Genomic DNA, 18,641 nt, shown 5'->3' with positions numbered 1-18,641 from the left:
GCAGTCAAACGAATGGGCCAACCCTTCAAGGGTTGGCCCATTCGTGTTTCACGTGAAACATGCACCGCCGGTGCGACGGCTCAGCCGATTCACTCGGCGATGAACTCCTCGAGGTCGCGAACGATCGCGGCCTTCGGCTTGGCGCCCACGATGGTCTTGGCGACCTCGCCACCCTGGTAGACGTTCAGGGTCGGGATGGACATGACGCCGTACTTGGCGGCCGTACCCGGGTTCTCGTCGATGTTCAGCTTGACGACCTCGATCTTCTCGCCGTACTCGGAGGCGATCGCCTCGAGGGACGGCGCGATCTGGCGGCAGGGACCGCACCAGGCGGCCCAGAAGTCCACCAGGACAGGCTTGTCGCTCTTGAGGACATCCTGCTCGAAGGAGTCGTCGGTCACATTCTTCAGGGTGCCGGCCACGGCGGGCTCCTTAACTGGTTGGTGCGTGGGGCGGGTATGAGGGGTCAGACAGAGGTCTTCTCGGGCTCGGGCTGCTCCTCGTCCGCGAGGGCGGCGAGGAAGCGCTCGGCGTCGAGCGCTGCGGAGCAGCCGGTCCCGGCCGCGGTGATCGCCTGACGGTAGGTGTGGTCGACCACGTCGCCGGCACCGAAGACACCGGTCAGGTTCGTGCGCGTCGACGGCGCCTCCACCTTCAGGTAGCCCTCCTCGTCCAGGTCGAGCTGACCCTTGAAGAGCTCGGTGCGGGGGTCGTGGCCGATGGCGATGAACAGGCCGGTCACCGGCAGGTCGGAGAGCTCACCGGTCTTGAGGTTGCGCAGCTTCAGACCCGAGAGCTTCGGGTCGCCCTGGATCTCGGCGACCTCGCTGTCCCACACGAACTTGATCTTCGGGTCGGCGAAGGCGCGTTCCTGCATGGCCTTGGAAGCGCGCAGGGTGTCGCGGCGGTGGACGACGGTCACGGACTTGGCGAACCGCGAGAGGAAGGTGGCCTCCTCCATGGCGGTGTCGCCACCACCGATCACGGCGATGTCCTGGTCCTTGAAGAAGAACCCGTCGCACGTGGCGCACCAGGACACTCCACGGCCGGAGAGAGCGTCCTCGTTCGGCAGACCGAGCTTGCGGTGCTGCGAGCCGGTGGAGACGATGACGGCCTTCGCCCGGTGGACGGTACCGGCGGTGTCCGTGACGGTCTTGATCTCGCCGGACAGGTCGACAGTCACGACGTCGTCCGGGACGAGCTCGGCACCGAAGCGCTCCGCCTGGGCGCGCATGTTGTCCATGAGCTCGGGGCCCATGATGCCGTCCTGGAAGCCAGGGAAGTTCTCGACGTCGGTGGTGTTCATGAGCGCGCCGCCGGCGGTGACGGCGCCCTCGAACACCAGTGGCTTCAGCGACGCGCGCGCGGTGTAGAGCGCCGCCGTGTAGCCGGCGGGCCCGGAGCCGATGATGATCACGTTACGGACGTCGCTCACGGCTTGTTTCCTCGTCTCTGGTCTGCATCGTTCGACCGGTGGGAGCGTCTCTCGGAACTCTCACACCACCCAACGGATCCTAAGGGGCGCGCATTCCCGCTGTGTCCGGGCACACGGAGATGCGGCACTGTGCTGGATACCACGCAGGGCAACGACGATGCACGCGCTCAGGAGGACGGGTAGGAGCGCTCCAGGAGGACCTTGCCCCTGGCCGTGGAAGCCTGGTGATCCACACAGGTCGCGTCGACGATATAAGCGGTGACCCGGGTGGCGTCGGAGGCATTGGGAAGCAGCACGAGCATGGCCTTCTTCCCCTGGTACGTGCCGTTCTCGACAGCCAGGGCCGCGTCCTTGCGCCCGATGCCGTCACGGACGCAGCCGGGCACGGTGGGCTCCCTGAGGACCCTGGGGTGGTTGGTGCCGGGGGCGGTCGCTGCGCCGAGGGGGGTGCGGGAATCGCCGCCTTCCTCGCTTTGGCTCTCGGCCAGGAGATCGGTGACCTGCTTCTGCAGCTTTCCCTCGGAGAAGGTGTCCGCGGCGGTGGTCTGCCGGCCGCCCGCTGTGTCGTGGGGCGGCTTGTTGTCGCCGAGTGATGACAGAAGGACGGAGCCCAGCCCCAGGGCTGCCACTGTGAAGACGGTCCCCAGAACAGCGATCCTGCGGCGCCCGTTCCGCGTGCGCCCCTTGCGGCCCGGTCCCGTGGTGGAAGAGCGCGGGCGTCCCGCGGGCCGGTCGGCGGGCGTCGATGTTTCACGTGAAACATGCGCACCGCTGTCGTCCTCGGAAGCGGAGCGGGGAGCACCGACCGACGCCGGCTCCTTTGCGGCCTCGGGCTCCGTGGCGTTCAGCAGAGCCTCGGCGGCGAGTGCGGCATCGATGCGGCCTGCGACATCGGCGGGCATGCGCGGCGGGCCCGGCAGCGTGCCGAGCAGACCGCGGATCTCCTCCAGGGAGGCGTAGACGTCCGCGCAGAGCTCGCAGTCGTCCAGATGGCGGCGCACGTCGGTGCTCCGGGACGGCGGGAGAATGCCTTCGGAGAGGTCGGAGATCTCCGCGACGTCCGGGTGCCCGGCCATGTCTGTCGTCGACGTCACGCTCGTCCACCTCCGCCCTTCACTGCAGCTGAGTCGCTCGGTCCTGTGTCCGGCGGTCCCGTTCGGCGTGGTCCCGCTGCGGGTGGGACGGTTGGCTCTTGCGTCCGGTTCCGTTCCCCGCCCGGGTTCTTGTCCTTGCCGCCGCTGTCCGGCCGTAGATGGGTGAGCAGCGGCAGGAGTCTGGCTCTGCCGCGTGCGCATCGGCTCTTCACCGTGCCGGTCGGCACGTCGAGGACGCGGGCCGCCTCCGCGACCGGGTATCCCTGCATGTCCACCAGGACGAGCGCCGCGCGCTGGTCGGCCGGCAGGGTGCCCAGGGCTTCGATCAGCTGCCGGTGGAGATCGTTGCGCTCGGCGGGCGCGGAGGCCGACTCGTGAGGCTCCAGCAGTTGCTCGAGGCGCTCGGTGTCGTCGACGGGAGAGGTCTTCCGGGAAGCGGCCTTGCGGGCGCGGTCCAGGCAGGCGTTCACCGTGATCCTGTGCAGCCAGGTTGTGACGGCCGACTGGCCCCGGAAGGTGTGGGCGGCCCGGTAGGCGGACACGAGGGCGTCCTGCACCGCGTCAGCGGCCTCCTCGCGGTCCCCCAGCGTCCGCAGGGCGACGGCCCAGAGACGATCGCGATGACGCCGCACGATCTCACCGAAGGCGTCGGGGTCGCCTTCGACATGGCGGGCGAGCAGATCCTGATCGCTTACTCCGTCGTACCCGGTGCCGTCTGCCATCGGCCTCCTTCCTCGAGGCAGATGCCGTCAGCTGGTCACCTTGATGTCCGCCACCCTGCCGCGCCACTTGCCGTCGTCCGCCTGCGTGGGCAGCTCGGTCAGCCACACCAGGAGGTAGCGGCTCTTGAGGGACTTGGGCTTGAGTTCCACTGTCGTCCCGTTGCCCTCGGCGACCTTGCTGTAGGCGTCGAAGGACGTCGGCTCCGAGCTCGCGTCCGCGCTCGCGCTGCGGAGCTCGACCGAGGTGTCCCCGACGAAGGTGACCTTCACCTTGCCGACCTGCTGGACCTTGCCGAGGTCGAGGATGACGCCGACGCCCGACTTCAGGCGGCCGAAGTCCGAGCTGAGGTAGAAGTCCGTCTGCCAGTACGTGGCCGTGCTGTTGTCGTAGACCTTCCCTATGTCGGACGGCTTCTCGGAGCCGTCCGCGCCGAAGGGGTCGAAGTCGCGGGCACCGCTGATGGCGATGGGCTTGCCGCCCGTCGGCTTCTTCGGGCTCTTGTCGTTCCCGTCGTTGGTCTGCGTCTGGCCCGGTTCCTCGTTCTTGCCGCCCTGGTCCATGAGCGCGTCCGCGAGCTGCCAGCTGCCGAGGCCCAGTGCGGCGATCAGGAGCGCGGACACGGCCCACTTCAGGGCCTTGCCCGTGCGGCTCTGCAGCGGGGGCGGCGGGGTCGGGACCGGCTGGGTGGCGCCGAGGCGCGGGGCCTGGCGGCCGTACGAGCCCTGCTGGTACGTCGTGCGCTGGTACTCGGGCGGGGCGGTGAACGTCGGCTCCGGCGGGCGGATGCGGGGCATCTCGCCGATCGCCTTCACCAGCTCCTCGGGCGTGGTGCACGGCGAATCGTGCCGGGACGCGGTGGCACCGTCGTTGACGAGCGCGCGCATGGACAGTTCGGAGAGCCCGCGGTGCACACCGGCACGCACCTGGTCGGGTGCGATCAGGCCGATGTCCTTCGGCAGGCCCGACAGGCCGTATGCGTCGCTCTCGTACGGCCAGCGCTGGGTGAGCGCCGCATACAGCAGGGCGCCGATGGCCTCGGTGTCGGTGCGCTGCGGGGTGTCGGTCGTGACGCCGCGCAGGGCGGCATTGACGGCGAGCCCGCGGATACGCCACTGACCGGTCGAGGTGCGCAGCACGGCGTTGGGGTTCAGCCGCAGATGGGCGAGACCCTCGCGGTGCGCGGCGGCCATGGCGGAGGAGATCTGACTGACCATCTGGTAGGCGTCGTACGGCTCCAGTGGCCCGGAGGCGAGGAGCGGGGTCAGCTCCGTCGCGTCGGGAAGCCACTCGTGGACGACGTAGACGAGGTCGTTCTCCTCCACCGCGTCCAGCACCTGGACGAAGCGGGGGTCGCCGAGGAGCGCGGAAGAGCGTGCGGCGGCCAGGACCGAGCGGGCCCGTGAGTGGTCGGCGGGCAGGATGTGCACGCCGACGGCACGGCGGAGCTTCTCGTCCACAGCACGCCAGCTGCTGAAACCGTCCAGACGGGTGACGCACTCCTCGAGGCGGTAGCGTCTGGCGAGTTTGTGCCCACTGTGCAGTTCAGGCGGCGAGGTCGTTCCGGGCCCGTCGGTCCGGGTGCTCTCCTGTACCTCGTCGCTGTCCGTGTCCCGCTCCCGGTTCTTGGCCACCCCGTCGGCCGTGGACTGGTCCGCCTTCGCGGTCAGCGACGTGTCGTCGCTGTTGTCTGCCACGTCGACGGCAGCCGTACTACGTTCCGCCACCGTCGTTCCTGCCTCCCCATCCATGTGCGCGCCGGCCGGCATCCGTTGCGCGCCGTCCGACGCCGAAACCAATTGTGCCCACAGTCCGCCGCTATGCACGACACGCGGCGGCTGACGATGGTTGTGCGCCTACCCCCCGACTCAGCGTCCCAGGCGTCCGCGGACCATGCCGACCAGCGAGTTGAGTTCCTCGATGCGCATGCGGCGGGCGGCGACGAAGAAGATCCCGAGGAGCACGGCACCGCCGGCCAGTACCCCGGCGAGCGAGCCCGCGACGCCCTGGCCGAGGGTGTGGCCGATGCCGTAGCAGGCCGCGCCGCTGAGCAGTGCGGCCGGGATCGACGCGATGCACAGCCGGGCGTAGGTCCGCAGGACACGGGCGCCGTCGAGGTCCCCGCCCAGCCGCTTGCGCAGCCGGCTCCAGGCGACGCCGACACCGATCGCGTACGCCAGGCCGTACGAGGCGGCCATGCCGACCACGGCCCAGCGGGACGGGACGACGAAGTAGCAGACCGCCGACGCGCCCGCGTTGACCGCGGCCACGATGACCGTGTTGTAGAAGGGGGTTCGGGTGTCCTCGTAGGCGTAGAAGGCCCGCAGCACGACGTACTGCACGGAGTACGGGATCAGGCCGAGACCGAACGCCATCAGCATGAAGCCCATGTTGGTGGCCTCGCTGGTGCCCGAGGAGCCGAACATCAGCGTGCACATGGGGATGCCGAGCGAGAGGAATCCGAACGCGATCGGCACGATCGCGACCGCCGTGGTGCGCAGGCCCTGGGAGATGTCGTCGCGGACCGCGCCGCCGTCGCCCTCGGCCGCCGAGCGCGACAGACGCGGCAGCAGGGCGGCCATCAGGGAGACCGTGATGATGGCCTGCGGCAGGCCCCAGATCAGCTGTGCGTTGGCGTAGGCGGAGAAGCCGGTGCCGTCGACGGGCGAGGCCTTGCCCGCCGCGGTGGACAGCCAGACGACGACCATGGCGCCCGCCTGGTTGGCGAGGACGAACAGCACCGTCCACTTGGCGAGCGTCATGGCCTTGCCGAGGCCGTGGCCCTTCCAGTCGAAGCGAAGCCGCAGCCGGAAGCCGGTCTCGCGCAGGTAGGGGATCATCGCCAGCGCCTGGACCACGAGGCCGAGCAGGACGCCGATGCCGAGGAGGCGCTGGCCCTCCAGCGGGATGGTCGAGACCTCCATCTTGGAGTCGGCCGCCGTGCCGTAGACGTAGATGAACATGCCCAGCGTCACGATGATGACGATGTTGTTCAGGACCGGGGTCCACATCATCGCGCCGAACTTCCCGCGGGCGTTGAGGATCTGGCCCATCACCACGTGGACGCCCATGAAGAAGATCGAGGGCAGGAAGTACTGGACGAAGGTGATGGCGACCTGATTCGCCGCGGGGTCGCTGGCGATCGAGGGGGACATCAGGCGGATCAGGAGTGGCGCGCCGAAGATCGCGAGCGCGGTGAGTGTGCCCAGCGCCACCATGACGAGGGTCAGCAGGCGGTTGGCGTACGCCTCGCCGCCGTCCTCGTCATCCTTCATGGCGCGCACGAGTTGCGGTACGAAGACGGAGTTGAGACCGCCGCCGACCGTGAGGATGTAGAGCATCGTCGGCAGCTGGTAGGCGACCTGGAAGGTGTCACCGAGGAAGCCGACACCGATGGCCGACACGATCAGCGCGGAGCGGATGAAGCCGGTGAGGCGGGAGACCATCGTGCCCGCCGCCATCACGGCGCTGGACTTCATGAGGCCCGCGGCGCGGCCGCCCTTCTTGGCGGCCGGCGAGGCAGCCGGCTCCGCGGCGGGGGGCTCGTCCACGAGGGGCGGCGTCGGAGCGGTCTGGCCGGGCGCGCCGTACCCACCCTGCGCGCCGTACCCACCCTGCGCCCCGTACTGGCCCTGTGCCGCGTACTGGCCCTGTCCCATCTGCCCCGGGGCCTGGGACGGGCCGGGGACCGACGGCTGCTCGTACGACGGGTGACCGCTGTTCTGCTGCTGGTCCCTGAAGAGGTGGGCGAAGGCGTCCGGCTCCTGGCGCGGCTCGCCCGCCTGGGAGACCAGATCGTCCACCCCCACGAACTGGGTGGTCCTGGGGTCGTCGCCGTACGGCAGGTGCCGCGTCGGGCCCTCCGGCTCCGGCGCGGGCGTCTGGGCCCACACCTGCGGGTCCGGCGCGTACGGCGACTGCGGCGGCTGGGCGTACATCTGTTGCGGCTGGTACGTGCCCGCGGGGGGCGGTGGGTGCGCGGCGCGGTCGTAGAGCGCCTCGGCGACCGGGTCCTGGGCGGAGAGGTCCTGTGCCCGGTAGGGGTCCTGGTCGTAGGCGTCCTGGAGGTACATGTCCGCGGGGGGCGGCTGCGGTACCTGGCCGTGCTCGGCCGGCGCGCCCTCGGGCCCGCCCGACTCGGGGTAGCCCGAGCTGCCCGCGGCACGGCCGCGGTCACCGTCGTACGGCGCGTTCATGGTTACCCCACCTCATCGTCCCCGGCCCACCGGCCACGACATCTAACGGTCCACTCTCTCACCCGTGCCGGACGGGTCGGCGCTTTCCGCTGCGGTGTCCGGAGCCGGGTCACTCGGCTGCTCCGGGCCCTCCGCGCGCGATTCGGCCTCGGTCTCCTGCTTGAGACGGTCGCCGGGGGCCTCGGGGTTCTGCGGGTTGCCGGCGTCGTCGTCCGCCTCGGCGGTGCCGTCCTCGTCCGTCTCGCGGGCGGCGGCGCGCTTGCGCTGGGTGTACATACGGAAGCCGGCGAGGACCAGGAGCAGGACACCGCCGCCGATGACCAGCATCACGGTGGCCGTGACCTCGGTGACCTTCACGTCGAAGGTGACGGGTGCGCCGTACTTCTGGCCGTCCTCGGTGTACAGCTGGGCGACCACCTCGGCCCGGCCGTTGGCGTTGGCGGACGTGGTGAACTTCACCGACTGGCTGTGGCCGCCGTTCACGGTGACGGGCTGTTCCTCGTAGGCGGAATCGCCGATCTTCAGGCGCGTCGGGTTCTTCGACGTGAGCCGCAGCTCGAGGTGCTCGACGCCCTGGACCAGGTTGTTCTGGACGGTCACGGGGATCGTGGCGCTGCGGCCGGAGAGCTTGGTCTCCGACTTCTCGATCAGCTTGACCCCGTCGGTGAGCCCGTCGAGGTACGACTCGACGCCGTCGCGGTACCCCACCGCCGCGACACCCCGGCCGCGCCACGACGTGGACATCTCGCGGTTCATGGCCCGCCCGAAGGGGGTCACCACCCGGGACTGGTCGGTGAGGATCACCTTGAAGCTGTCGAGCTTGCCCTGTGTCCTCGCGATCTGCTCGAAGCCGGCCCGCAGCAGCTCCTGGTTGCGCAGCGAGGAGGGGTACGCGGAGGTCGACGGCACCTTGGTGTTCGCCGCCGGGTCCGGCTTGGCCTTGGCGGCGTCAGCGAGGTCCTGCGACTCGGACCAGTTCCCGCTCTGCAGGGTCGCCAGCGCCTCGGCCATGGCCTGCGCCTGGCTCACGGAGGGCATGCGCTGCGGGGCGACGACGACACTGCGCTGCTTGCCCGACTGCAGGCCGAGCGTCAGGCTCTGGGCCAGGAAACGCTGCACGGCTTGCGTGGAGGCGGAGGCCTTCGTCAGGTTGCCCTGGAACGCCGTGGACATCCTGGAGTCCGCGACGACCGCCGTGGTGCCGCCTCCGACGGGCCGGGCCGCTGAGGGCGTGTACGACAGGTTGTCCTGGAGGCTGTCGCTGCGGGCGACCACCTTGTCGGCGCCCGCGGAGGTCGCGACCTTCACGATCGACGGATCGACTGCGCCGTCCGCGGGCCAGGCGAAGTCAGTGGACGGTTTCACGTGGAGGATCGTCTCCACCGTGTCGTCGACGACGTCGGTGGCCTCCTTGAGGAGGCTCAGCGAGCCGGTGACGTTCGTGCCGTTGTGGGCGAGGGAGGCCAGGTCCGGGTCGCCGAAGGGCAGGGCGACGACCTCCTTGCCCGTGACGGCCTGCTGGAGCTGGGCGAGCCACTGCTTGGCGAGCGCCTGGTTCCGGCCGGCGGTGGTGGTGCCGTCCTCGCCTCTGACCTGGTAGGTCCGCGTCATCGCGTCGACGGATGCCAGCAGGTCCGGGTCGATCACCCAGGTGATGTCGAGACCCTTGCCCAGCGACACCATCTGGTCGAGACGGCCGCCCGGGGCGATCTCCTTGGCGAGGTCGTCGTTGCGGAAGACCGGCGTCTGCTGCTCGTTCGACCCCGTCTCGGCCGTCATATGGACGGTGGAGGTGAGCGGCCACATGAACGTGGTCTTCGTCTTGGTGCCGGCCTCCTCGGGCTGCCACGGCAGGAACGTGCGCTGGACCCCCAGGACCTGGTCCCAGGGCTGCGCGGAGGTCTCCCCGGAGAGCGCGACGGCCAGCTGGTAGACGCCGTCCGGACCGAGGTCCAGCTCGTCGGCCGGCACGGAGATGTTGAAGGGTTCGGCCACGCCGGGGGTGAGCTTGGCGAACTTCTCGCTGTACTTGCCGCCGACCGCCTTGCCGGCGGGTCCCTGGACGTCGTCGCTCTTCTTGGCGAGGGCGTCGATGGAGGAGCGGGTGTCGAGCGAGGGGCCCACCCGCAGATCGACGTGCGCGTCGGTGACCGCCTGCTTGCCGTTGTTGGTGACCGTGCCCGACACGTTCACCGTGTCCCCCTCGGTGGGGGCGGTGGGGCTGAGCGAGTCGACAGCGACGGACACAGAGCCCGCGCCGCCGGCCGCCTGTGGGGTCTCCTGTCCGGCCGCGTCCGCCGGGGCCGCGGCGGGCAGCTGGAGCAGCCCGGCCAGCAGGGGCGCACCGGCGAGCAGTGCCCCGGTGCGCCGCAGCCACCGGCGGGCAGGTGAGGCACTGGTCCCCTGGAAGTCTGCCGCGTCGGCCACGCGCTTCGCCCGTCCCTCGTCGTCGTCAGTGGTCGTCGGAATGTGCGTCCACGCATGGTAACGATGCGCGCTGAGGGGAAGTGCCGCGGTCCGCTCCACAAGATCGCGGGCGGGCACCGTCCTGCCCGCTTTGTGACCGTATAAAAGGGAGCGGTTCTTTACATCTCAAGGGCAGGTCTTGTGGGCCTATTCACGGACGAGTCCGCACGCTTGAGACGAGTCCGCACGCGCAATAGGGGGAGCCTGCGGTGGCCCGGGCCACGTACCCTCTTCTGTTGTGCCGAACGCCAACGAAGAAACGTCCAGTGCCCTCAGCCAGGTGCAGCACCGCGCGGTGAGTGAACTGCTGCGGGTCGCTCCTGTCGCCGATGTCCTCGCCCGCCGCTTCCAGGAGGCCGGGTTCTCACTCGCCCTGGTCGGCGGCTCGGTCCGGGACGCGCTGCTGGGCCGGCTCGGCAACGACCTCGACTTCACGACCGACGCCCGTCCTCAGGACGTCCTCAAGATCGTGCGCCCGTGGGCCGACGCCGTCTGGGAGGTCGGGATCGCCTTCGGCACCGTCGGTGCCCAGAAGGACGGCTACCAGATCGAGGTGACGACCTACCGTTCGGAGGCCTACGACCGGACCTCGCGCAAGCCTGAGGTGTCGTACGGCGACTCCATCGAGGAGGACCTGGTCCGCCGTGACTTCACCGTGAACGCGATGGCCGTCGCACTGCCGGAGAAGGAGTTCGTCGATCCGCACGGCGGGCTCGAGGACCTCGCGGCGCGTGTGCTGCGCACCCCTGGCACCCCGGAGGAGTCCTTCTCGGACGACCCGCTGCGGATGATGCGGGCCGCGCGCTTCGCGGCTCAGCTCGATTTCGAGGTCGCCCCCGAGGTCGTCACGGCGATGACGGACATGGCCGGGCGTATCGAGATCGTCTCGGCCGAGCGGGTGCGGGACGAGCTGAACAAGCTGGTCCTGTCGCGGTACCCGCGCAAGGGCCTGACGCTGCTCGTCGAGACCGGCCTCGCCGACCGGGTGCTGCCCGAGCTGCCCGCCCTGCGCCTGGAGCGTGATGAGCACCACCGGCACAAGGACGTCTACGACCACACGCTGATCGTCCTGGAGCAGGCGATGGCGCTGGAGGACGACGGTCCCGACCTGACGCTCCGCTTGGCCGCCCTCCTCCACGACATCGGCAAGCCGCGCACCCGTCGCTTCGAGAAGGACGGCCGGGTCTCGTTCCACCACCACGAGGTGGTCGGGGCGAAGATGACCAAGAAGCGCATGACGGCACTCAAGTACTCCAACGAGCTGGTGAAGGACGTCTCCCGTCTGGTCGAACTCCACCTGCGCTTCCATGGCTACGGCACCGGCGAGTGGACGGACTCGGCGGTCCGCCGCTACGTCCGTGACGCCGGCCCTCTCCTCGACCGTCTCCACAAGCTGACCCGCTCGGACTGCACCACGCGCAACAAGCGCAAGGCAACGGCGCTGTCGCGTGCGTACGACGGCCTGGAGGAGCGGATCGCCAGCCTTCAGGAGCAGGAGGAGCTGGACTCCATCCGCCCGGACCTCGACGGCAACCAGATCATGGAGATCCTCGGCGTGGGTCCCGGCCCGGTCATCGGCCGCGCTTACCAGCACATGCTGGAGCTGCGGCTGGAGAACGGGCCGATGGAGCACGACGTCGCTCTCGCTGCGCTCAAGGAGTGGTGGGCCGAGCAGGAGGGCTGAGGCTGTGAAACGGGTTCATGTTTCACGTGAAACATGAACCCGCAGGAGACAGCCAGAGGGGCGGTGTTTCACGTGAAACACCGCCCCTCTCTGTGTCTGCGTGTCTGCCCTACTTCTTGTAGTCCTTCAGGCAGAGCAGGAAGTCCTTGCCGTCACCGCTCTCGGTGTACGAGTACTGGAAGTCCTTGGCCTTGGCCTCGCACTTGCTCGACGCCAGCGTGTCCGTGAGGAACGAGCCCTCGATCTTGGCCAGCACCACGTACTGAGCCTTCGCGTCGCTGCACTTGACGACTTCGAGGTCCGGGTTGTTGTCGCTGGTGCTGCCGCGGTGCATGCAGTCGCCGACGGCCGCCGTGTTGGCGTCGTCCCGGCTGGTTATCCAGCCGCCGATGGCAATGCCCGCCACCGCGATGACGATCACGATGTTCTTGATGGTCTTGAAGCTGAGCTTGCGGCCGGACGGCTGCGGCGGGACCGGGGCGTACGGAGCGCCCTGGGGTGGGAAGCCGGGCTGGCCGGGCTGCTGGGGGTAGCCGCCCTGCGGCGGGTACGGAGCCTGGGGCTGACCCGCGGGCTGGCCCTGTGCGAACGGGTTGCCCTGGGGCGGCGGAGTGGTCATTCGGGGGTCCCCCTAGTACATGGTGAATGACGCGAACATGTCGCGAGATAAGACGCACGTAAGTTATCGGTCCCCACTGACAACGCAGTAGTCAGAAGTGGCTCTGTGTCATTGATGTGACACTTACCGGTGGCCAAACCGGGCCATAGCTGCCGCTACTGCCGCGTAGATAACAGCGATCGTGATCACCAGCGGCACGGATCGGCCGTCCGGAGGCAGCATCAGGGCCGCCACGGCGGCGGCGCCGACGAAGAAGACGTTGAACAGGACGTCGTAAACGGAGAAGATCCGGCCACGGAAGCCGTCCTCCACGGAGGACTGGACGATGGTGTCCGTAGCGATCTTCGCGCCTTGGGTGGTCAGCCCCAGGACGAAGGCCGCGACCAGCAGCGGGGTGGTGGCGAACGGCAGCCCGAGAGCGGGCTCCAGCAGTGCGGCGGCCCCCGCGCACACGACGATCCAGCGGCCCGGCCCCAGCCGCCCCGCGGCCCAGGGCGTCACCACGGCCGCCGCGAAGAATCCCGCGCCGGAGACGCCCAACGCCAGCCCCAGCAGGGCGAGTCCGTCGTCCGTGGTCGAGGTGAGCGCGTACCGGCAGAGCATCAGCAGCATGACCAGCAGGGCGCCGTAGCAGAACCGCATCAGCGACATCGCCGCCAGCGCCCAGGCGGCCCCCCTGCGCTGCGGCGCGGCCAGGTGACGTACGCCGGCCACCAGGTCGCGAGCGGTGCCCGAGAGAACGGGCCCGAGCCGCTCGCCCACCGAGGTCCGGTCGGGGCCGAGGAGTTCCCGCGCCATGCTCAGCGACGCCACGGCCGCACACAGATACAGACCGGCCCCCACGAGCACCACGGCGGCGTCGGAGTCCGCCACCACCAGGCGGACGGCGAACGCCAGGCCGCCGCCCGCGGTCGCCGCCAGTGTCCCGGCGGTCGGGGAGAGGGAGTTGGCGATGACCAGGCGCTCGGCGTCGACCACACGCGGCAGGGCGGCGGAGAGGCCCGAGAGAACGAAACGGTTGACCGCGGTGACGCACAGGGCGGAGACGTAAAAGAGCCAGTCGGAAGCCGGGCTGAGCATCAGCAAGGCCGTCGCCGAGGCCAGCAGGGCGCGCAGCAGGCTGCCGTACAGCAGGACCTGGCGGCGCCGCCAACGGTCCAGCAGGACACCGGCGAAGGGGCCGACGAGGGAGTACGGGAGCAGCAGCACCGCCATCGCGGAGGCGACGGCCGCGGCCGAGGTCTGCTTCTCCGGCGAGAAGACGACGTACGCGGCGAGCGCGACCTGGTACACGCCGTCGGCGCCCTGGGAGAGCAGGCGCACGGCGAGCAGACGCCGGAAGCCCTGGAAGCGCAACAGGACGCGCAGGTCACGGACGACGGCCATGGGGCACAGCCTCACATACGGGGAGGGTCCCCGGGTCGTACGACCCGGGGACCCTCACAGCCCTGGCAGGAGCGACTCGTTGCGGCGCGTCAGCGCTCGACCTCACCCTTGATGAACTTCTCGACGTTCTCGCGGGCCTCGTCGTCGAAGTACTGGACCGGCGGGGACTTCATGAAGTAGCTCGACGCGGAGAGGATGGGACCACCGATGCCGCGGTCCTTGGCGATCTTCGCGGCGCGCAGGGCGTCGATGATGACGCCGGCGGAGTTCGGGGAGTCCCAGACCTCCAGCTTGTACTCCAGGTTCAGCGGGACGTCACCGAAGGCGCGGCCCTCGAGGCGGACATAGGCCCACTTGCGGTCGTCCAGCCAGGCGACGTAGTCGGACGGGCCGATGTGGACGTTGCCCTCGCCCAGTTCGCGGTCGCGGATCTGGGAGGTGACGGCCTGCGTCTTGGAGATCTTCTTCGACTCGAGGCGGTCGCGCTCGAGCATGTTCTTGAAGTCCATGTTGCCGCCGACGTTCAGCTGCATCGTGCGGTCCAGGACGACGCCCCGGTCCTCGAACAGCTTCGCCATGACGCGGTGCGTGATGGTGGCGCCGACCTGGGACTTGATGTCGTCGCCGACGATCGGGACGCCCGCCTCGGTGAACTTGTCCGCCCACTCCTTGGTGCCGGCGATGAAGACCGGAAGGGCGTTGACGAAGGCGACCTTGGCGTCGATGGCGCACTGGGCGTAGAACTTCGCCGCGTCCTCGGAGCCGACGGGCAGGTAGCAGACGAGGACGTCGATCTGCTTGTCCTTGAGGATCTGGACGACGTCGACCGGCTCCTCGGCGGACTCCTCGATCGTCTCCCGGTAGTACCGGCCGAGGCCGTCGAGGGTGTGGCCGCGCTGGACCGTCACGCCGGTGCTGGGCACGTCGCAGATCTTGATGGTGTTGTTCTCGGAGGCGCCGATGGCGTCCGCGAGGTCGAGACCGACCTTCTTGGCGTCCACGTCGAACGCGGCGACGAACTCGACGTCGCGGACGTGGTACTCGCCGAACTGGACGTGCATCAGGCCCGGCACCTTGGACGCCGGGTCGGCGTCCTTGTAGTACTCGACTCCCTGTACCAGCGATGCGGCGCAGTTGCCCACGCCGACGATGGCTACGCGAACCGAACCCATTCCGGTTGCTCCCTGTGTGTATGAGTGAGGCCCTTCAAGGGGCTCTCACGTGGCGGTGTCGTCGGGCGTATCCGGACGGGGGTCGCCCCCCGGCCGGGGCAGGCCGCCCGACGCTCCAGATGTGGTGTCACGCGAGTCGGGCTCTCCGGAGGAGGAACCGTTGAGGTCCCGCCCCGCCCGCTCGCTCTCGATGAGCTCGTTCAGCCAGCGCACCTCGCGCTCCACGGACTCCATCCCGTGGCGCTGAAGCTCAAGCGTGTAATCGTCGAGGCGTTCCCGGGTCCGGGCCAGGGAGACGCGCATCTTCTCGAGGCGCTCCTCCAGCCGGCTGCGGCGGCCTTCCAGCACGCGCATGCGTACATCGCGTGAGGTTTGCCCGAAGAATGCGAAACGGGCGGCGAAGTGCTCGTCCTCGTACGCGTCGGGCCCGGTCTGTGAGAGCAGCTGTTCGAAGTGCTCCTTGCCCTCCGCCGTCAACCGGTAGACGATCTTGGCGCGCCGCCCCGTGAGGGGAGCTGCGAGGGCGTCCTCGGTGGTGTTCCCCGGCTCCTCGATCAACCAGCCGTTGGCGACCAGCGTCTTGAGGCAGGGGTACAGCGTCCCGTAGCTGAACGCACGGAACACACCCAGTGATGTGTTGAGTCGTTTGCGCAGCTCATAGCCGTGCATCGGAGATTCGCGGAGCAGGCCGAGTACGGCGAACTCGAGGATCCCGGAACGCCGGCTCATCGTCGCCTCCTCTCTCCCGCGGTACCGATGTCTCGGTCCGATGTGTCGAGCTGATGTATCGACTCGATACATCACGACGATAGAACGGCCTTGCGGATGCGACAAGAGGGGGTGTGGTGACCGGGGTCACATCACCGATTCGTCAGACGCGAGTTGCCTGATTTGAGGTGAACTTCGGTCCTCGGCAGGTTTTGGCGGTGCGTAGTCTGTGCGCCATGCACATCACCGGGAACCGTGGGACGCCTGAGGGCGTCCTCGTCTTCGGTGTAGTACGGGTGCATCCGGGACCGATGAATACCAAGCCGACCGCATCCGTACTTCGGGGGGACCGGAAACAAGCTGCCGTTTCCAGGCGCGCAGGGGTGCGCCTGCCCGAGGAGTAGTCGTTCGATGAGCGAGCACCGTCGCAAACCGCCGCAGCCGCAGGGAGGCGGACGTGCCGCGACCCGACGCGGCCAGTCCGGCTCGTCTTCCGGCCGCCGCGCGGCACCGCGAGGCGCCACCGGGTCTCCGTCCGACTCCTATGGGTCGGACTCCTACGACTCGGGGGGTGAGGAGCGCCAGTACGGCGGCCGTGCAGAGGCCCGGCGTGCGGCGCAGAGAAGTGGAGGCGGCCGCCGCAGAGCGGCCGAACCGACACGTGGCGGCCGGCGCGCCGCCCCCGGCGGGCCGAACGGGCCCGGACGGGGCAAGGGGCGCCCGGTCATGTACGACAAGAAGCGATTGATCGACTATCCGCGGGCCGGCAAGTACGGCTGGCAGCGCTGGATGCCGTCCTGGAGGCTCGTCTCCGGACTGTGCATCGGCTTCTTCGGGAGCCTGGTGGCCGTGGCGGGCATCGGGTACGCCATGGTGGGCGTCCCCAACGAGGAGAACGCGGCGGCCCTGTCGCAGAACAACGTCTACTACTGGGCCAACGGCAAGCAGATGATCGCGACCGGCAGTGGCCAGAACCGGCAGAACGTCACGATCGACCGCATCCCCGAGGCCATGCAGCAGGCGGTGATCTCGGCCGAGAACAAGAGCTTCTACCAGGACTCGGGCGTCGACCCCATGGGCATCGCCCGGGCGCTGGCGAACATGGCCCGGGGTGGCGACACGCAGGGTGGTTCGACCATCACGCAGCAGTTCGTCAAGAACACGTACCTGAGCCAGGACCAGACGGTCACCCGTAAGTTCAAGGAGATGTTCATCTCGATCAAGGTGGGCACGAAGCTCTCCAAGGACGAGATCCTCCAGGGGTACCTCAACACCTCGTACTACGGCCGCGGCGCCTACGGCATCCAGGCCGCCGCCCAGACGTACTACGGCAAGGACGCGGTCGACCTCGAGCCGAGCGAGTGCGCCTTCCTCGCGGCCCTGCTCAAGGGGCCGACGTACTACGACCCCGCTGGCAACGAGAGCCTCGATACCACGGCGAGCAAGGATGCCAACCTCAAGCGCTCCAAGGACCGCTGGGGCTGGATCCTCCAGCAGATGCACAACGACAAGAAGCTCTCGGACGCCGCTTACCAGAAGGCGATCGGCAAGTACCCCATGCCCGATGACCGCAAGGCGGCCAAGGGCATGAGCGGCCAGATCGGCTACCTGGCGGACACGGCCAAGAAGTACGTCCTGAACCACTCCAACATCACGGAGAAGCAGTTCGATCAGGGCGGCTACCAGATCAAGACGACCTTCGACAAAGCCAAGGTCGAGGCGCTGACCAAGGCCGTCAAGAAGGTCGAGAAGGAAAAGCTCGACCCGGACAAGCGTGAGCTGGACAAGCACGTCCAGTTCGGCGCGGCATCGGTGAAGCCCAAGGACGGCGCGATCGTCGCGCTCTACGGTGGCGCGGGGTACGAGAACGGCCACTTCAACAACAACGCGGACACCTCGGGTGTCCCCGTCGGTTCGACGTGGAAGCCGTTCGTACTCGCCGCCGCCATGGAGCACGGCACCTACCGGAGCGACGGTCCTCTCTCGCCGCTCAGCAAGTACAACGGCAACGACCATCTCAAGATCAGAAACAACGACGGCTCCTATGTCATGAAGAAGGACAACACGCCCTTCTTCCAGGAGAACGAGAGTGATCGCCCGTGGGGTTACATCTCCCTGCGCAAGGCGATGGAGCAGTCCGTCAACACCCCGTTCGTGCAGCTCGGCATGGACGTGGGGATGAAGAACGTGGCTGATCTGGCCGAGAAGGCCGGCATCCTGGACAGTAGTTTCGCCGGCCTCAACGCGTCGTTCGCGCTCGGTACGTCGACTCCCAGCGCGATCCGCATGGCCGACTCCTACGCGACGTTCGCCGCCGCCGGTAAGCAGGCCGCGCCGTACTCGGTGACGAGCGTCAAGTCCAACGGGCAGGAGGTTCCCGGCTTCGAGAAGCCGAGGATCACGCAGGCGATGCCCGAGAACGTGGCGAACAATGTCACGAACGTTCTGGAGAACGTCATCCAGAACGGTACGGGCAAGAAAGCGCTGTCCCTGGGTCGTACGGCGGCCGGCAAGACCGGTACGACGGACGAGAACAAGTCGGCCTGGTTCGTCGGCTACACCCAGCAGCTGTCGACCTCGGTCGCGATGTTCCGTGAGGACCCCAAGAGCGCCAAGCTGCTCTCCATGAACGGCACGGCGGGCGAGGCGTCCATCCACGGTGGTGACGTCCCCACGCTGGTGTGGACCGAGTACATGAAGGCCGCCCTGAAGGGCGAGACGGACCTCGGCTTCCCGAATCCCGAGAAGATCGGCGACATCCAGGACGCGGTGGGCGCTCCGACGCCGACGCCGACTCCCAGTGTGGAGCCCAGCGAGACCGCGACCGAGTCCCCGAGCGCCACGCCCAGCGGGACGCCGTCGCTGCCGTCGCCCTCGCCCACCGACACCTGCGGCTTCTTCGGCTGCGATGAGGAAGACGGTGGTACGGAGAACGGCGGCACGGGCGGAGAGCCGAGCACCTCGCCCTCGCCAACGGATACGAGCGAGAACGGCGGCAACAGCAGAGGAAACGGCAACGGAGGCATCTTCGGAGGCCCCACCGGCTAGCCGACCGATCGCCCGGCTTGGGTGTTTCACGTGAAACGCGAAGCCGTTTCACGTGAAACATGGGCCGCCGTACCCCCTCGGGTACGGCGGCCCTCGGCGTATTGATAGACACG

The 18,641-nt window shown here is 68.7% G+C and carries 13 protein-coding genes; 2 read left to right on the top strand and 11 right to left on the bottom strand.

Going from position 1 to position 18,641, the window contains the following annotated elements; translation table 11 throughout:
- Positions 1 to 89 precede the first annotated feature (89 nt).
- The 7 genes from trxA to OHU35_RS21125 form a co-directional block, all read right to left on the bottom strand.
- Complete coding sequence (gene trxA / locus OHU35_RS21155) at positions 90 to 422, bottom strand: thioredoxin (RefSeq protein WP_184593875.1); 333 nt, start codon at positions 420 to 422, stop codon at positions 90 to 92.
- 44 nt (positions 423 to 466) lie between these two features.
- Positions 467 to 1,435: a thioredoxin-disulfide reductase gene (trxB, locus tag OHU35_RS21150; RefSeq protein WP_184593873.1), complete on the bottom strand. Its 969-nt coding sequence runs from the start codon at positions 1,433 to 1,435 to the stop codon at positions 467 to 469.
- 167 nt (positions 1,436 to 1,602) lie between these two features.
- Positions 1,603 to 2,529: an anti-sigma factor gene (locus tag OHU35_RS21145; RefSeq protein ID WP_189727190.1), complete on the bottom strand. Its 927-nt coding sequence runs from the start codon at positions 2,527 to 2,529 to the stop codon at positions 1,603 to 1,605.
- Positions 2,526 to 3,251: an RNA polymerase sigma factor SigM gene (gene sigM / locus OHU35_RS21140; RefSeq protein WP_189727191.1), complete on the bottom strand. Its 726-nt coding sequence runs from the start codon at positions 3,249 to 3,251 to the stop codon at positions 2,526 to 2,528. Before sigM ends, OHU35_RS21145 begins: the two co-directional genes overlap by 4 nt.
- A gap of 27 nt (positions 3,252 to 3,278) precedes the next feature.
- Entirely contained in the window at positions 3,279 to 4,976 is a 1,698-nt protein-coding gene (locus OHU35_RS21135; RefSeq protein WP_189727192.1) for a protein kinase family protein, read from the bottom strand.
- A 141-nt stretch (positions 4,977 to 5,117) separates the two neighbouring features.
- Positions 5,118 to 7,445 carry a murein biosynthesis integral membrane protein MurJ gene (gene murJ, locus OHU35_RS21130; protein WP_405506364.1) on the bottom strand — a complete coding sequence of 776 codons (2,328 nt, stop codon included), beginning with the start codon at positions 7,443 to 7,445 and terminating at the stop codon, positions 5,118 to 5,120.
- 42 nt (positions 7,446 to 7,487) lie between these two features.
- Positions 7,488 to 9,872, bottom strand: a complete 2,385-nt coding sequence (locus OHU35_RS21125) for a DUF6049 family protein (protein WP_405506362.1) — start codon at positions 9,870 to 9,872, stop codon at positions 7,488 to 7,490.
- A 277-nt stretch (positions 9,873 to 10,149) separates the two neighbouring features.
- On the opposite strand from OHU35_RS21125, the gene OHU35_RS21120 reads away from it, so the two are divergent.
- Positions 10,150 to 11,595 (top strand): CCA tRNA nucleotidyltransferase, encoded by a 1,446-nt coding sequence (locus OHU35_RS21120; protein ID WP_359891271.1) that lies wholly within the window; start codon positions 10,150 to 10,152, stop codon positions 11,593 to 11,595.
- A gap of 109 nt (positions 11,596 to 11,704) precedes the next feature.
- Here OHU35_RS21120 and OHU35_RS21115 read toward each other — a convergent pair whose 3' ends face one another.
- The 4 genes from OHU35_RS21115 to OHU35_RS21100 all read right to left on the bottom strand — a co-directional run bounded on the left by OHU35_RS21115 (position 11,705) and on the right by OHU35_RS21100 (position 15,501).
- Entirely contained in the window at positions 11,705 to 12,214 is a 510-nt protein-coding gene (locus tag OHU35_RS21115) for a hypothetical protein (protein WP_189727196.1), read from the bottom strand.
- Positions 12,215 to 12,337: 123 nt separating this feature from the next.
- A complete protein-coding gene (locus tag OHU35_RS21110; RefSeq protein ID WP_189727197.1) occupies positions 12,338 to 13,600 on the bottom strand; it encodes an MFS transporter in 1,263 nt (420 codons plus the stop codon).
- 89 nt (positions 13,601 to 13,689) lie between these two features.
- Positions 13,690 to 14,772 (bottom strand): inositol-3-phosphate synthase, encoded by a 1,083-nt coding sequence (locus tag OHU35_RS21105; protein ID WP_184593856.1) that lies wholly within the window; start codon positions 14,770 to 14,772, stop codon positions 13,690 to 13,692.
- Positions 14,773 to 14,817: 45 nt separating this feature from the next.
- Positions 14,818 to 15,501, bottom strand: coding sequence for a PadR family transcriptional regulator (locus tag OHU35_RS21100; protein ID WP_189727198.1), 684 nt, complete (start codon positions 15,499 to 15,501; stop codon positions 14,818 to 14,820).
- A 768-nt stretch (positions 15,502 to 16,269) separates the two neighbouring features.
- Between OHU35_RS21100 and OHU35_RS21095 the strand changes: the two genes are divergently transcribed.
- On the top strand, positions 16,270 to 18,528 hold the full coding sequence (locus tag OHU35_RS21095; protein WP_189727360.1) for a transglycosylase domain-containing protein: 2,259 nt from the start codon (positions 16,270 to 16,272) through the stop codon (positions 18,526 to 18,528).
- The last annotated feature ends 113 nt before the right edge of the window (positions 18,529 to 18,641 follow it).

The sequence above is a fragment of the Streptomyces purpurascens genome (assembly GCF_045040895.1).
Lineage (GTDB): Bacteria > Actinomycetota > Actinomycetes > Streptomycetales > Streptomycetaceae > Streptomyces > Streptomyces purpurascens.
This window is presented reverse-complemented; position numbering and strand designations above follow the sequence as displayed.